We start from the raw sequence: 14,030 nt of genomic DNA, 5'->3' as shown, positions 1-14,030 counted from the left end.
TTCCTGCATTACGATTGGAAAACAGGGGATTGGCCGGTGCAGTATTGAATTGGCGACCGGCTCGGGGAGTTTGCACGCGAATGGTGCGTTATGTGGAAATCGGTGGCGGATTGGGTGACGGGCGTTGCGCCCGCCACATTTCAGTTTTCGGGCGCTGCATCCTCGCGATACCAGCGCGGCGTATAAACCCACTCGCCACCGCCGTCACGCCCGAAGCCCCGCGTCGCCGACGACCCGACGATCACCATCGTGCGCATATCCACGTCTTCCGCGCGCAGCGCGCCGAGCGTCGTATTGCGCAGCGTCTGCGCAGGCCGCTCCACGTCGCGGCCCAGCACCACGCGGGTTTGCGCGGTGCGATGCCGGCGCACGATTTCCAGCGCGCGGTCGAGTTGCCACGGCCTCGCGCGCGAGATGGGGTTGTAGAACGCCATCACGAGGTCGGCCTGCGCCGCGTGCGTAAGGCGTTTTTCGATGACGGCCCACGGCTTGAGGTTGTCGGAGAGCGACAACAGGCAGAAGTCGTGGCCGAGCGGCGCGCCTGCGAGCGCGGCCGTGGCGAGCGCCGCCGAGATGCCGGGGACGATTTCGAGTTCGACCGCGTGCCAGCGCGCGTTGTCCGAGGCTTCGAGGGCTTCGAGCACGGCGGCGGCCATTGCGAACACGCCGGGGTCGCCCGACGAGACCACGGCCACGCGCCGTCCGGCGCTCGCCAGTTCGAACGCATGCCGCGCGCGCTGCAACTCTTCGCGGTTGTCGGTGGCGTGGCGGTGCTGGCCCGCGCGCAGCGGGCCAGCCATTTCGACGTAAGTCGCGTAGCCGACGATGTCGGTGGCGTCGTCGAGCGCGGCCCGGGCGGCGGGGGCGAGCAGGTCGGCGCGGCCGGGGCCGAGACCGAGCACCGTGAGCTTGCCGCGCGCCACGCCCAGCGTGTGCGGATCGACCGGCGCATCGGCAACGGCGAAGGCGACGCCACCGGCGTCGAAGCGGGCCTGCAGACCGCACGCTTCGAGCAGCGCACCGGACGTCGCGGCCGGCGCATCCGCAAAGCGCAGCGGCACGCCGAGGCCGGCCGCGGCCTCGGCCCACGCGGGGTCGCTCATGCGCGCGGCCGGCGCGAGCAACGCGGCGAGCGCGAGCGGCGCATAGGCTTGCGAAGCGAGCGCATCGCGCACCGCATCGGCGAGAGTCGCGCGCGTCTCGCTCACGGCGGCGACGATGCTGCGCGGATGAATCACGAGTGCCTCGCGCGTGCCGTCCCAGGCCCGCGGGCTCACGCGGATCGCGTGACGCGCGGCGCCGTCGCGCGGCAGGTCCACGTAATCGAGCCAGGGCGCGGCACCTTCGATGCGCGTGGATTCTCCCGCAAGCAGGTCGGAAACGAAGCGCTTGCCCTGATCGAGACTCGAAAGCGCATAGCCCGCGGGCGGGTCGAGCAGGCAGGTGCCGAAGCGCAATTCGCCGCTCGTGGTGATGGCCGGCGCGATGCCGAGCGCTTCGCCTATCGTGCGCGCCATGACGTTCACGCCGGCGAGGCCGCCCAGCAGCGGCACCACGGCGCTCCCGTCCTCGGCGAGCGCGAGCACGGGAGGCTCGGCGCCCTTGTTGGCGAGCAACGGCGCCACGCAGCGGATCACGATGCCCGCGGCGCACAGCGCGACGATGGGCGTGCCTTCGGCATAGAGCGCGCGCAGATGCGTGCCGAGCTCGTTGAATGCCACGTCGCCTTCCACGCGCCCCTGCAATGCATGCACGCGGGCGCCTTCGTAGCAGCGCTGTACGCGCCGCGCCGTGGAGAGTGCGCCCGGCCCGAGAATCACGATGGCGGGCGCTGTTTTCGACGTCGCTTTCAGCGTTGCCATTTTTCCCCCGGCACCACCAGCAGCGAAAAGTAGGGCGACGCCATGGGATCGACTTCGTCGAGCGGCACGATGCGCTGATTGGCCATGGTCGCGCGTTCGACGTATAGCGCGCGTTCGGCGAGGCCGAGTTCGCCCAGCACGCGGCGCACCTTGTCGAAATTGCGGCCGAGCTTCATGATCACGGCGGCGTCCGCTTCGGCGAGGCGGCGGCGCAGTTCGCCCTCGGGCAGCACCCCCGAGAGCACGGAAAGGCTCTGGTTGCGGTAGACGAGCGGCGCGCCCAGCACCGCCGCGCCGCCCAGCATCGAGCACACGCCGGGTACGACTTCGGCTTCGTAGCGCGCGGCGAGCCGGTCGTGCAGATACATGTACGAGCCGTAAAAGAACGGGTCGCCTTCGCAGATCACGGCCACGTCGCGGCCCGCGTCGAGATGCTCCGCGAGGAGGGTCGACGCCGTGTCGTAGAAGTCCGCGATGATCGCTTCGTACGAGAGCGGCGGCTCCAGCGCCTCCGTCGTCACGGGATAGACGAGCGGCAGATGCGTCTGGTCCGGTTCGAGGTGGGCTTCGACGATACCGAACGCGTTGCCCTTCTTGCCTTTCGCGACGAAGTACGCGACCACGGGCGCCGCTTTCAGCAATCGCACAGCCTTGAGCGTGAGCAGTTCGGGGTCGCCGGGGCCCACGCCGATGCCGTAGAGACGTCCTTGCCGCGCCATTTATTCGGTCTCCGAAGCGAGTGCGTTGACGGCGGCGGCGGCCATGGCGCTGCCGCCGCGGCGGCCGTGCACCGCGACGAACGGCACGCCGTGCGCGCCTTCGGCTTCGGCGAGCAGCGCCTTCGATTCCGCGGCGCCGACGAAGCCCACCGGCATGCCGACGATGAGCGCCGGGCGCGGCGCGCCGGCGGCGAGCAGGTCGAGCAGATGGAAGAGCGCAGTGGGCGCGTTGCCGATGGCGACGACGCTGCCGGCCAGATGCGGCCGCCACAACTCGAGGGCGGCGGCCGAGCGCGTATTGCCGATCTCGCGCGCGAGACCGGGCACGCGCGGATCGTCGAGCGTGCAGATCACTTCGTTGGCGGCGGGCAGGCGCGCGCGCGTGATGCCGTAGGCCACCATCTTCGCGTCGCAGAGGATGGGCGCGCCGGCCGCGAGCGCCGCGCGGCCCGCGTGGCCCGCGCCCGCGGAAAACGCGAGATCGGCGGCGACGTCGACCATGCCGCACGCGTGGATCACGCGCACGGCGAGTTTTTCGAGGTCGGGCGGAACGTGCGCGAGGTCGGCTTCGGCGCGGATCGTCGCGAACGACTCGCGGTAGATCGCCGCGCCGTCGCGAATATAGTCAGGCATCGGGGGTGCTCCGGGGCCGCTGCAAGAGCACATCCGCAGCGGCATCGATCGTCAGGTGAGGCGCGACGAGGCGGCCGAATCCGGCTGCGGCTTCGTCGCGTGCGTAGAGGTCGTAACAGTCGGGCGCGACAGCGAGCAGCGTCCACGGTGCGCGATGCACCGCTGCGCATGAGCGCTCGCAGCCGCTCAGGTGTACCTCGGCAGGCGTGTTCCGGCCCAGGCGGGCGGCGAGGCGCAGCGCGTCGGCCTTGGTGTCGGCGCGGCTTTTCGCGCAGCCCTCGGAGCCCGTGCAGGCGATCAGCCGAGCAAGCGGCGCGGCACTTTCGGTCATCAGGCCGAGCGCGCCCAACTGCGTTAGCGTGGGCGCAAGCTGGTGCGTCGCGACGCCGGGCAGCAGCACGCCTTGCCACGGCGTGATGCGCAGGGCGGCGGTGGCGTGCGATTGCGCGAGCGATGCGAGTGCGTCGAGCGTGGCGGCGTCGAGACGGCCGAGCGGCGGCTGGGCGCCGATATAGCCGCTATCGGCACGCAACGCATGGGCACCGAGCCGAGCCGCCGTGTCAACCGGCGCGCGTTGCCATTGGCGCACGGTTTCGTCGCGCATCGGCGCGAAGTCCAGATACCGTTGCGCCTGCAACAGCACGGCTTCCGAGCCCCGGCTTGCGCGCACGTCGCGCATGCGCCGCTGGCCGGCTTCGGCGAGATCGAGGAAAGCATGCAGCAGCGCGCGGAGCAGGGCGGGAACGTGCCGCGGCTCGACGGCGCCCAGCGCTTCGTCGCCGGGGCAGCCCGCGAGGCCGAACATGAACACCGGGCGTTCGCCGTGCTTTGCCGCGGCGAGCCAGATGTCGTGCGGATGATCGAGCGCCGCGAGGCGTTCGCCACCATCCACCAGCAGTGCGAACTTGGGCGTGAGCGCCGCAAAACGCGGTTCGTGCTGCAACAGGTCGAGGATCGGCTCGGTCAGCGTCGTCGTGTCGAACAGCGCGTCGGGGTCGCAGCCCGCCAGCGGGCTCAGCATCAGATTGCGCCGATCGTCGGCGAGCGAAGCGTGGGCGCAGGCGTTTTCGTCGTCGCCAGACGTGGGCGCGGGTAGATCGGGCCCGAGGCCCGCGTGCATGAGCATTTCGCTCAGGGCGTGCTCGTGGCCGGGGCGCACACCGCGCAACTGCACGTTCGCGCGATTCGTCAACTCGATCACGCCGCTCGCATGCGCGCGCGCCGCTTCGGCGATGGCATGCGCTTCTGCGGAGGCGAGCACGCCGCCAGGCAGGCGAACGCGGCACAGGCCGCCGTCGCGCGCCGCGACCACGCGCAGCAGGCCCGGGCACGCAGAACGGCGGTCGGTGTCGGGAGTGGCGGCGATGGGCTTGTCGTGCCCAGGGTGCTGATCGTGCTTCAAAGAGATACCAGGTTGAGCGCTCGGGCGCGGGCACAGTTGCGCTGTGTTCCGTTTTCAGCCCATCGGGCACCGGCGGACACGGTATTATGCCCGTTTTCATGGGGGGCCCGAGACTCGGGGCGGCCTCCCCGGGACTCGAACGGAGATGGCATGCAGGGCACGCGTGCGTGGCTGACGGTGGTCGGCATCGGCGACGACGGATATGCGGGACTGGGACGCGCGGCGCGGCATGCGCTCTTCGACGCGCAGGTGGTGACGGGCGGCGCGCGCCATCTGTCGATGCTGCCCGCGCGCGTGCGGGCGCGCCGCGAACCGTGGCCGCAGCCGTTCAGCGTCGAGCCGCTGCTCGCGCAGCGCGAAGCGGGCCTGCGCGTGTGCGTGCTCGCGAGCGGCGACCCCATGCTGTTCGGTGTCGGCGCCACGCTGGCGCGCCATCTCGTGCCCGGCGAGATGGCGGTGCTGCCCGCACCGTCGTCGTTGTCGCTCGCCGCGGCGCGGCTTGGCTGGGCGCTGCAGGATGTTGCGGCTCTCTCGCTCGTCGGCAGGCCGATCGATGCGCTGCGGCGCCATCTTTATGCGGGTTCGCGCGTGCTGGTCCTGAGCGCCGACGGTCGCACGCCCACCGCGCTCGCAGCGTGGCTCGCATCGGCGGGCTTCGGCGCCACGCGTCTCACCGTGTTCGAACATCTGGGCGGCGAGCGCGAACGGCGCCTCGACGGCCGTGCCGATGCCTGGCACGCCGATGAAGTTGCCGCGCTCAACCTGGTCGCATTCGAGTGCGTGGCCGCTGCCGGTGCACAAGCCTGGACGCTCACGCCGGGGCTGCCCGACGACGCCTACCTTCACGACGGCCAGCTCACGAAGCGCGACGTGCGCGCGCTCGCGCTCGCGCGGCTCGCGCCCACACCGGGCGCGCTGCTCTGGGACGTGGGCGCGGGCAGCGGATCGATCGGCATCGAATGGATGCGCGCGCACCCGGCTTGCCGTGCGATTGCGATCGAAGCGAACGAAGCGCGCCAGCGTTTCATCGAGCACAACCGCGAGGCGCTGGGCGTGCCTGCGCTGCGGCTCGTGGCGGGCCGCGCGCCCGACGCCCTGGTGGGTCTCGCCGCGCCCGACGCCGTGTTCGTCGGCGGCGGCGTGACGGCGCCGGGCGTGCTCGAAACCTGCTGGAACCGGCTCGCGCCCGGCGGCCGGCTCGTGGCGAACGCCGTGACCGTGCAGAGCGAGGCGGCGCTCGTGGCGTGGCGCGAGCAGCATGGTGGCACGCTCACGCGCATCGGCATTGGCGAGGTGCAGCCGCTCGGGCGCTTCGACACGTGGCGTCAGGCGTTGCCCGTCACGCTCTACGAGGCAATGAAGCCGTGATATCGCGTTTGCTGCTGCTGGGCGGCACCGGCGACGCGCTGCAGATTGCACGTCGACTCGCGCCGCGGCACGTCTACAGTCTCGCGGGCCTCGGTCGCGTGCCGAAAGACCTCGCGTGCGAGGTGCGTGTCGGCGGTTTTGGCGGTGCCGAGGGACTCGCCCGTTATCTGAGCGAGGCGCGCATCGATCTCGTGGTCGATGCGACGCACCCGTACGCGGCGCAGATCAGCGCTAACGCGGCGAACGCGTGTGCCGAAGCGGGCGTGCCTCATTGGGCGCTGCGCCGCGCGCCGTGGCAGCCGCAAGCCGGCGACGACTGGCGTTTCGTCGATGGCTGGTCCGGCGCGATGGCCGCGCTCGCGTCCTTCGAGCGGCCGCTCTTCACGCTCGGGCGCGAGCCGCTCGCGCATCTGAATGAAGTCCCGCTGCATCAGTGCTGGACGATACGCTGCCTTGAGGCGCACCCCGGCCACGCGCGCGCACGCGTGATCGACGCGCGCGGTCCGTTCACGCCCGAGGGCGAGCGCGAACTGTTCGCCTCTGCCCACATCGATGTCGTCGTCAGCAAGAACAGCGGCGGCGCGGCTACGGAAGCGAAGCTCGGCGTCGCGCGCGAACGGGGCTTGCCCGTCGTGATGCTGCGGCGTCCGGTACTCCCTGCCGCCGTGCGCGAGTTCGACTCGGCGGAGGATCTGCTCGCGGCGCTGGGCGCCGCGCAAACGCTTCGGAATACCCTGCAATGACTGTCTTCTTCATCGGCGCCGGACCGGGCGACCCGGAACTCATCACGGTAAAGGGGCAGCGCCTCGTGCGCAGTTGCCCCGTGATCCTCTATGCCGGCTCGCTCGTACCGCCTGCCGTGCTGGACGGGCATCGCGCCCGCCAGGTGGTGGACACCGCGCCGCTCACGCTCGACGAGATCGTCGCGCTGCTGCACGAGGCGCATCGAAACGGCCACGACGTCGCGCGCGTGCATTCGGGCGACCCGTCGCTCTACGGCGCGATCGGCGAGCAGATCCGCCGCCTGCGCGAGCTTGGCATTCCTTATGAAATCGTGCCGGGTGTCACGGCCACGGCCGCCTGCGCGGCGGCGCTGGGTTGCGAGCTTACGCTGCCGGGCGTCTCGCAGACGCTCATCCTCACGCGTTATGCGACGAAAACCGCGATGCCCGAAGGCGAGCAACTGGGCGACCTCGCCCGCCATCGCGCGACGATGGCGATTCACCTGGGCGTGCGCCATCTCGCGCGCATCGTGGACGAACTGCGCCCGCACTACGGCGAGGCCTGCCCGGTCGCGGTGATCTACCGGGCGAGCTGGCCCGACGAGGAGCGCGTGACGGGTACGCTGGGCGATATCGTGGAGAAGGTGTCGGCGACCGACATCGAGCGCACCGCGCTGATTCTGGTCGGCGACGTGCTGGCCGCGGAAGGCTTCGCCGATTCGACGCTCTACGGCGCGGCGAAACGCTGAACGTAGAGGCTCGTCGCCGGGCGCACACCGCGCGCGCACCAGGCGCCCGCAACGGCGCCTCAGCGCACCTCAGTGCGCGCTCGCGTGCGTATGCCCCGCCTGCGCACGCGGCTGCGTCGCCGCGCTCACGACCGCCAGCACGACCACGTTGATGCCCAGTGCGAGAAAGCCGATGTTGATGTCCTTGAGCGCGTCCGGCGCAAACGGCATGAGCTGCGCCACGCTCACGTGCAGGAGCGTGGTCGCGACGACCACCGCCACGCCGGCCAGAATCCCGCAGAACGCCCCCTGTTTCGTGGCGCGGTTGCGCGGCGCGAGGCTGCACACGAGCGCGGGAAAGAGCTGCGTCACGAAGCTGTAGCCCATCAGCAGCAGGGCGACGATGGTATCGCCGCCCTTGAGCGTAAAGCCCACGGCGACGAGCGCGATCACCGGCACGAGGAAGCGCGCGAGGCGGGCGACGCGGGCGTCGTCGGCACGCTTGGCCATCGCGCCGCGATAGACGTCGTTGGCGAGCAGCGTGGACGCCGTGGTGAGAATCATCGAGCCCGGCACGAGCGCCGTGAGCACGCCCGCCGCGCCGATGATGCCGATCACCCACGGATCGAAGGTCTGCAGCGAGAGCCGGAAGAGCGAGAGGTCGATGTCGGCGCCCTTGAGGCCGGGCACCTTCAGCACGGCCGCGAAGCCGCAGAAGAACACGAACAGCAGGATCAACTGATAGAGCGGCAGCAGCATGGCGTTGCGCCGGAAGATGCGTTCGTCCTTCGCGGTATAGACCGAGCCGAAGCTGTGCGGCCACATGAAGAAGCCGAGCGCCGTGAGCAGCACGGTGGACTGGAACCACGTCACGCTCTGCCCTTTGGCCGGGAACGCCAGGAAGCCGGGCTTCGCCGCGTCGATGGCGTGGAACATGTCGCCGAGGCCGCCGTAGTAGTGGATCGGCAGATAGAGGCCGAGAAAGATCGCCACGCCGAGGATCAGCCCATCCTTGACGACCGAATTCCATGCGCAGCCGCGCACGCCCGAGACGATCACATAGGCGGTGACGACGACGGCGCCGGTCCAGATGGCGGCCGTCGAGGGGATGGCGCCGTACGAGGTCGTCGCGACGATGATGCCGAGTCCCTTCAGTTGCAGGACGAGATAGGGCACGAGAGCGGTCACGCCCACGAGCGCGACGAGCACGCCGAGCGCGGGGCTCTGGTATTTGCGCGCGAAGAAGTGCGGCTGCGAGACGAGCCGGTGCGTTTTCGCGTAGCGCCAGATGGGCGGCAGCATCCAGTACGAGAGGATGTACGCGAGCGTGGCGTAGGCGAGGATGTAATAGACGGGCGCGCCCTTGCCGTAGGCGAAGCCGCTGCCGCCCAAGAACGTGAAGGTGGTGTAGATCTCGCCGGCCATGAGCAGGAACACGAAGGCCGTGCCGAAGCTGCGGCCTCCCACCGACCACTGTTCGAGATCCATGTCGTGGCCGCGCCGCGCGCGCATGCCGAGGCCGAGCGCGACGAGCGTGACTGCCGCGATGAGCACGAGCGCGCTCATGATCGCGCCTCGCCCGCGTTGTCGGCCTCGGGGTCCGCCTGCATCCCGGCCTGGCGATGGGCGGGATCGAGCCGGTAGACGACGGCCATGATCGCCGAGGTCAGCACGACCCACATGACGATCCACGCGAGCACGAACGGCATGCCGAGCACGAGCGGTTCGGTGCGGTTGACGAACGGCACGCCGAGCAGGATGCCGATGAAGGGCAGGGCGGCGAGCAGCTTCAGTGACATGGACAACTCCTCTTCCAGGCAAGAACGATCGCGTGGCCAAAGACGGTTCGGTCACTCTATGCCGGGCGGGACTGCGGCGTAAAGGCTTCAAAAATGACCGTATGTCTTTCGAAAGCATGGTGCGGCGCGGGATTGCAAGCGGGATTGTGAAGCCGCGCGCCTGGCACCGAGCCGTCACGCGCGCCGCCGATCCAGTTACACTTCTGGCAGCCCGGCCGCCGTGGCGGCACTGCCCCGGCCGGCCTGGCCCAAACCGGATCGACTCCATGATCGAGAGCCTGATTTCAGACATTCTGTTCGGTTTCACCGGACTGATCAGCATCATCAATCCTGTCGGCGTTGCGTTCGTCTTTCTCGACCGCACGGCCACGTTCAGCGACGAGGAGCGGCGCCTGCTCGCCAAGCGCGTGGCGATGAACGCATTCTTCGTTCTGATCGTGGCGTTCTTCGTCGGTACGCCCATTCTGCATTTCTTCGGCATTTCGATGGAGGCGCTGCGCATTGGCGGCGGACTTGCCGTGGCCGTGAGCGGCTGGCAAATGCTCAACGCGCCCGAAGCCGCGCCGCGCCCGGCCGACGAAGCCGCGCTCAAGGCCCTCAATGCCGAGTCGGCTTCCGGCAAGGCCTTCTTTCCGCTCACGGTGCCGCTCACCACGGGGCCCGGCTCGATCGCCACCGCTATCGCGCTGAACGCGAACCGCACGCACAAGCTTTCGGCGTGGCTGATATCGAGCATCGCCTCGGTCGCCATTTCGGTGCTCGTGATGATCGTTATCTATTACGTCTACAGCCGGGCGGCGCGCCTTGCGCAATACCTCGGCGTGGAGGGCACGCGCGTCGCCATGCGCGTGTCGTCGTTTCTGCTGCTGTGCATCGGCGTGCAGATCATCCTGACCGGCCTCGACGGTTTCCTCACGCCGATCGCGGCCCTGCACGTCACGAAGTGAGTACGCCGTTACAGAGGAGTGCGTCATGTGCCGCTGGCTCGCCTATTCGGGCAACCCCGTTCATCTGCAAACCGTGCTGTTCCGCTCGCGCCATTCGCTGATCGACCAGGCTCTGCACTCGAAGCTCGGTGCGACGACCACCAACGGCGATGGTTTCGGTCTCGGCTGGTATCAGCAGTCGCACGACATTCCCTATCGCTATCGAAGCATCCAGCCCGCCTGGAACGACCATAACCTGCACGAACTCGCGCGCGCCGTGAGAGCGCCGATGTTCATCGCGCACATTCGCTCGGCCACGCACACACCGGTGCAGGAGACCAACTGCCATCCGTTCCGGCACCGGCGCTGGCTCTTTGCCCATAACGGGCTGATCGAGAACTTTCCGATCGTGCGCCGCGATCTGCTGGTGGCGATCGATCCGGGGCGCTTCAACGGGCTCGAAGGATCGACGGATTCGGAGGTGATGTTCTATCTTGCGATGTCGTTCGGCCTCGAGCACGAACCGGTGCCGGCGCTCGAACGCATGGTCGGTTTCGTCGAGGCGAAGGCGCGCAGCCACGGAATCGAGAATCCGCTCAACATGACCGTGGTCGCGACCGACGGCGAGCAGATGGTGGCGGTGCGCTATTCGAGCGAAGGCAAGTCGCGTTCGCTCTATCACAGCACGTCGTTCAGGCATCTGCACGAACTCTATCCCGACGACCCGCGCATTACGGCCGCCGGCGACGACGCCTATCTGATCGTTTCCGAGCCGCTCGTCGATCTGCCCGACGCCTGGGCGGAGGTGCCCGAGGCCACGGCGATCGTCGTGCGCGGCCCGCAGGTGGATTACCGCCAGTTCGTACCGGTCGCGCCGGTCACGACCTGAGCGCGCCGCTCGGCGGCCCGCGCGAGCACCTCGTCGAACAGCGCGACGTCCACGGGCTTCACCAGATGCATTTCGAAGCCCGCCGTGCGCGTGAGTTCGACGTCGGCGGCCTGGCCGAAGCCCGTCATCGCGGCGAACAGCGTGCGCGCGAGCGGCGCATGGGCACGCAATGCCTGCAGTGCCGCATAGCCGTCGATCTCGGGCATGGCGATGTCGATCAGCGCCGCGTCGGGCGTGAAGTCCTGCACCTGCTCGTGGGCGTGCCCGGCGCTATACGCCACTCGTACCTCGTGTCCCTTCAGTTCGAGCAGCATGGCCAGGCTGTCGGCGGAGTCGCGATTGTCGTCCACGATCAGCACGCGCAGCGCGGGCGGTGCGTGCGATGCGTGGAGATCGCGCGCCGTCTGCGCGGGCGCCGGCGGCTGAGCCGCCGGCATATATGCGCCGGCGCGCTCGAGCGGCAGGCGGATCGTGAAAGTGCTGCCGGTGCCGGGCCCTGCGCTCGTCGCCGAGATCGTGCCGCCGTGCAGTTCGACGAGCGAGCGGCAGAGCATCAGGCCGATGCCCAGACCGTTTTCGCTCGGGCCGGGCATCGAGCGGTCCTGGCTGAAGAGACCGAAGATCGATTCGAAGGTGCCGGGCCGCAAGCCGCATCCGTTGTCGCGCACCTGAATCTGTACGGTGCGCGCGCCGGCATGCACGTCAATGGTGATGCGGCTGCCGTCGGGCGAAAATTTCGAGGCGTTGTGCAGCACGTTCTGCAGCACCTGGACGAGCCGCGTGTGGTCGCCGATCATCCGCAGCGCGCTCGCCGGTAGCTGCACGATCACCTGCTGCTCGCGCGCGGCGGTGAAAGGCTGGGCCGCTTCGACCGCGTGCGCGATCACCTCGTGCAGATCGAGCGGCGCTTCGCGCAGTTCGATCCTGCCGGACGTGATGCGGCCGACGTCGAGCAGGTCGTCGACGAGCCGCGTGAGATGCGCGATCTGCCGTTCGATGAGGTCGCCCGCGCGGCGCGTTTCGGGGCTCGCGTGCTGCGCAAGACGCATCGCGGCGACGGCGTTGCGCACGGGTGCAAGCGGATTGCGCAGTTCGTGGGCGAGCAGCGCGAGGAACTGCTTCATCTGCTCGCTCGAATGTTCGAGCTCCTCGTTGCGGCGGCTTTCGGTCATGTCGCGCGTGACCTTCGCGAAACCGGAGAGGCGTCCCTGGCTGTCGTGGATGGCCGTGATCGTGACGTAGGCCCAGAACATCGAGCCGTCCTTGCGCACGCGCCAGCCTTCGCTCACCGAACGGCCCTGGCCGGCGGCGCGGCGCAGCTCGCGTTCGGGCACGCCGTCGGCCACGTCCTCGGTTGGATAGAACACCGAAAAATGCTGGCCCACGATCTCGGCCGGGCGATAGCCCTTCAGGTTGGTCGCGCCGCTGTTCCAGCTCACCACGAAGCCCTCGGGGTCGAGCATGAAGATGGCGTAGTCGCCGACGTTCTCCACGAGCAGGCGGAAGCGCTCCTCCGACTGGCGCAGCGCCTCGACCTGGCGGCGTTCGACGGTGAGGTCGCGCGTGACCTTCGCGAAGCCCGCGAGCGAGCCGTCCTGCTCGTACAGCGCGGTGATGACGACATTGGCCCAGAACATCGAGCCGTCCTTGCGCACGCGCCAGCCTTCGTCGTTGAAGCGGCCATGGAGCACGGCCTGTTCGAGCTCGTGCTCGGGCCAGCGGCGCGCTTTGGCGTCTTCGGTATAGAAGCGCGAGAAATGCTGGCCGACGATCTCGTGCGCCTCGTAGCCCTTGATGCGTTGGGCGCCGCGATTCCAGGTCGCGACGTTGCCGCCGGGATCGAGCAGGAAGATCGCGTAGTCCTCGATGGGCTGCACGAGCGCCTCGAAACGGCGGTCGTTGTGACCGACGGCGGCAAAGTTCGCGTCCTTCCGGGCGGAACCGGGCTGCTGGGCGATGCCGGGCTCGGGCGTCGTCATGGTCCTTGGATGAATGAAGGGCCGTTCAGGCGGGGCAGCTTACCATGCACGCTGTCCCGATCGATCGTACTTCTCGGCCATCGCGGGAATGCCGAGGCGCACCTGGTGTTGGGCGCGGCGCACCTGGCGCGTGAGCAGCACGACATGCGGCGGCACCACGCGGCGGCGGCGCAGTGTCCAGAACGCGCCGCGCAGCAGGGCGAAGCCCGCCGGCCCGAGCGAGCGCTGGCGCGCGAAGACCGCGAGTGCGTGGCCGGTGGCGGCGAGCGCGTCGCGTGCCGGCAGGCGCATCCAAGCGACCCACGCGGCGTTGCGCGCGAGCGTGCAATGCTGCGCGCGCGTGAACCAGCGATAGAGCGGCTCGCGATGCGCGAGCGCGCCCTCGCAATAGACGATTGCGTGTCCGGCGGACAGCACGTCGAGCGCGGCGAGCTCTTCGGCGCCGCCGCGCGCGAGCCGCTCGTCGTAGCCGCCGAATTCGCGGAACACGTCCGCGCGGAAGAGGCAGGCGCCCGGCATGAAGCTCGCGAGCGCGGGGCCGGCGAGGCCCTCGCTGCCGGGGGAGGTGGCGGCGAACATTTGGCAGGCCGGATGAATCTCCCGTTTGCCCTCGTCGGCAACGCGGGCGCTCAGGACGGCGACGTTCGGGTGCGCGTCGAGCAACTGGGCCGCGCTCGCGAGCGCACCCGGCGCGAACCAGGTGCTGTCGTCGCAGCAGGCGACGTAATCGGTCTGCGCGAGTGTGACGGCACGGTTGAAACCGGCCATGCCGAGGTCGCGCAGACCCTGGACGATGTGCACCTGCGGAAACAGCGAGGCGAGCAGGCCGACGGTGGAATCGCTCGAGCCGTTGTCGGCCACCATCACGTCGGGGTGCTCCGGCAGCGCGAGGAGGCGAGCGACGGTATCGACAGTCTGGCGAACATGGTTGCGCGTCAACACGACCACCGTCACGCGCGGCGCGGACTGGGAACCTGGGGCGGGAGCGGAGGCGTTCATCGCG

The 14,030-nt window shown here is 69.4% G+C and carries 13 protein-coding genes; 5 read left to right on the top strand and 8 right to left on the bottom strand.

Annotated features, from left to right (window positions below):
• Positions 1-140: 140 nt before the first annotated feature.
• From cobJ to cobG, 4 genes are read right to left on the bottom strand one after another with little or no spacing between them, the layout of a single operon-like run.
• A complete protein-coding gene (gene cobJ / locus WJ542_RS20830) occupies positions 141-1,862 on the bottom strand; it encodes a precorrin-3B C(17)-methyltransferase (RefSeq protein WP_411191348.1) in 1,722 nt (573 codons plus the stop codon).
• Positions 1,850-2,581: a precorrin-2 C(20)-methyltransferase gene (locus WJ542_RS20825; protein WP_411191347.1), complete on the bottom strand. Its 732-nt coding sequence runs from the start codon at positions 2,579-2,581 to the stop codon at positions 1,850-1,852. The genes cobJ and WJ542_RS20825 overlap by 13 nt, the downstream gene beginning before the upstream one ends.
• Positions 2,582-3,214: a precorrin-8X methylmutase gene (locus WJ542_RS20820; RefSeq protein ID WP_411191346.1), complete on the bottom strand. Its 633-nt coding sequence runs from the start codon at positions 3,212-3,214 to the stop codon at positions 2,582-2,584.
• Positions 3,207-4,580, bottom strand: a complete 1,374-nt coding sequence (cobG, locus tag WJ542_RS20815; protein ID WP_411192507.1) for a precorrin-3B synthase — start codon at positions 4,578-4,580, stop codon at positions 3,207-3,209. The genes WJ542_RS20820 and cobG overlap by 8 nt, the downstream gene beginning before the upstream one ends.
• A gap of 186 nt (positions 4,581-4,766) precedes the next feature.
• Between cobG and cbiE the strand changes: the two genes are divergently transcribed.
• The 3 genes from cbiE to cobM are packed head-to-tail and all read left to right on the top strand — an operon-like array spanning position 4,767 to position 7,455.
• Positions 4,767-5,984, top strand: a complete 1,218-nt coding sequence (gene cbiE, locus WJ542_RS20810) for a precorrin-6y C5,15-methyltransferase (decarboxylating) subunit CbiE (protein ID WP_411191344.1) — start codon at positions 4,767-4,769, stop codon at positions 5,982-5,984.
• Positions 5,981-6,727, top strand: coding sequence for a cobalt-precorrin-6A reductase (locus WJ542_RS20805; RefSeq protein ID WP_411191343.1), 747 nt, complete (start codon positions 5,981-5,983; stop codon positions 6,725-6,727). Before cbiE ends, WJ542_RS20805 begins: the two co-directional genes overlap by 4 nt.
• On the top strand, positions 6,724-7,455 hold the full coding sequence (gene cobM, locus WJ542_RS20800) for a precorrin-4 C(11)-methyltransferase (protein ID WP_411191342.1): 732 nt from the start codon (positions 6,724-6,726) through the stop codon (positions 7,453-7,455). The genes WJ542_RS20805 and cobM overlap by 4 nt, the downstream gene beginning before the upstream one ends.
• Positions 7,456-7,524: 69 nt before the next feature.
• On the opposite strand, the gene WJ542_RS20795 is transcribed toward cobM, so the two are convergent.
• Positions 7,525-9,000, bottom strand: a complete 1,476-nt coding sequence (locus tag WJ542_RS20795; RefSeq protein WP_411191341.1) for a sodium:solute symporter family protein — start codon at positions 8,998-9,000, stop codon at positions 7,525-7,527.
• A complete protein-coding gene (locus WJ542_RS20790) occupies positions 8,997-9,233 on the bottom strand; it encodes a DUF3311 domain-containing protein (RefSeq protein WP_411191340.1) in 237 nt (78 codons plus the stop codon). The genes WJ542_RS20795 and WJ542_RS20790 overlap by 4 nt, the downstream gene beginning before the upstream one ends.
• A gap of 266 nt (positions 9,234-9,499) precedes the next feature.
• On the opposite strand from WJ542_RS20790, the gene WJ542_RS20785 reads away from it, so the two are divergent.
• Positions 9,500-10,180, top strand: a complete 681-nt coding sequence (locus WJ542_RS20785; protein WP_411191338.1) for a MarC family protein — start codon at positions 9,500-9,502, stop codon at positions 10,178-10,180.
• A 25-nt stretch (positions 10,181-10,205) separates the two neighbouring features.
• Positions 10,206-11,048 carry a class II glutamine amidotransferase gene (locus tag WJ542_RS20780; protein WP_411191337.1) on the top strand — a complete coding sequence of 281 codons (843 nt, stop codon included), beginning with the start codon at positions 10,206-10,208 and terminating at the stop codon, positions 11,046-11,048.
• Here WJ542_RS20780 and WJ542_RS20775 read toward each other — a convergent pair.
• Together WJ542_RS20775 and WJ542_RS20770 are read right to left on the bottom strand one after the other, a co-directional pair.
• Positions 11,009-13,027: a PAS domain-containing hybrid sensor histidine kinase/response regulator gene (locus WJ542_RS20775; protein WP_411191336.1), complete on the bottom strand. Its 2,019-nt coding sequence runs from the start codon at positions 13,025-13,027 to the stop codon at positions 11,009-11,011. The two genes, WJ542_RS20780 and WJ542_RS20775, sit on opposite strands and share 40 nt — an antisense overlap.
• 39 nt (positions 13,028-13,066) lie before the next feature.
• A complete protein-coding gene (locus WJ542_RS20770; RefSeq protein ID WP_411191334.1) occupies positions 13,067-14,026 on the bottom strand; it encodes a glycosyltransferase family 2 protein in 960 nt (319 codons plus the stop codon).
• Positions 14,027-14,030 lie beyond the last annotated feature (4 nt).

The organism is Paraburkholderia yinzeri (assembly GCF_046581065.1).
In the GTDB taxonomy this organism is placed as follows: domain Bacteria; phylum Pseudomonadota; class Gammaproteobacteria; order Burkholderiales; family Burkholderiaceae; genus Paraburkholderia.
The sequence above is the reverse complement of the archived record's forward strand: the minus strand, read 5'-3'. Positions and strand labels throughout refer to the sequence as shown.

Bases quoted from the DNA above. Each gene is read 5' to 3' on its own strand.
- cobJ (WP_411191348.1), bottom strand. From the start codon at position 1,862: ATGGCAACGCTGAAAGCGACGTCGAAAACAGCGCCCGCCATCGTGATT.
- WJ542_RS20825 (WP_411191347.1), bottom strand. From the start codon at position 2,581: ATGGCGCGGCAAGGACGTCTCTACGGCATCGGCGTGGGCCCCGGCGAC.
- WJ542_RS20820 (WP_411191346.1), bottom strand. From the start codon at position 3,214: ATGCCTGACTATATTCGCGACGGCGCGGCGATCTACCGCGAGTCGTTC.
- cbiE (WP_411191344.1), top strand. From the start codon at position 4,767: ATGCAGGGCACGCGTGCGTGGCTGACGGTGGTCGGCATCGGCGACGAC.
- cobM (WP_411191342.1), top strand. From the start codon at position 6,724: ATGACTGTCTTCTTCATCGGCGCCGGACCGGGCGACCCGGAACTCATC.
- WJ542_RS20795 (WP_411191341.1), bottom strand. From the start codon at position 9,000: ATGAGCGCGCTCGTGCTCATCGCGGCAGTCACGCTCGTCGCGCTCGGC.
- WJ542_RS20790 (WP_411191340.1), bottom strand. From the start codon at position 9,233: ATGTCACTGAAGCTGCTCGCCGCCCTGCCCTTCATCGGCATCCTGCTC.
- WJ542_RS20785 (WP_411191338.1), top strand. From the start codon at position 9,500: ATGATCGAGAGCCTGATTTCAGACATTCTGTTCGGTTTCACCGGACTG.
- WJ542_RS20780 (WP_411191337.1), top strand. From the start codon at position 10,206: ATGTGCCGCTGGCTCGCCTATTCGGGCAACCCCGTTCATCTGCAAACC.
- WJ542_RS20775 (WP_411191336.1), bottom strand. From the start codon at position 13,027: ATGACGACGCCCGAGCCCGGCATCGCCCAGCAGCCCGGTTCCGCCCGG.
- WJ542_RS20770 (WP_411191334.1), bottom strand. From the start codon at position 14,026: ATGAACGCCTCCGCTCCCGCCCCAGGTTCCCAGTCCGCGCCGCGCGTG.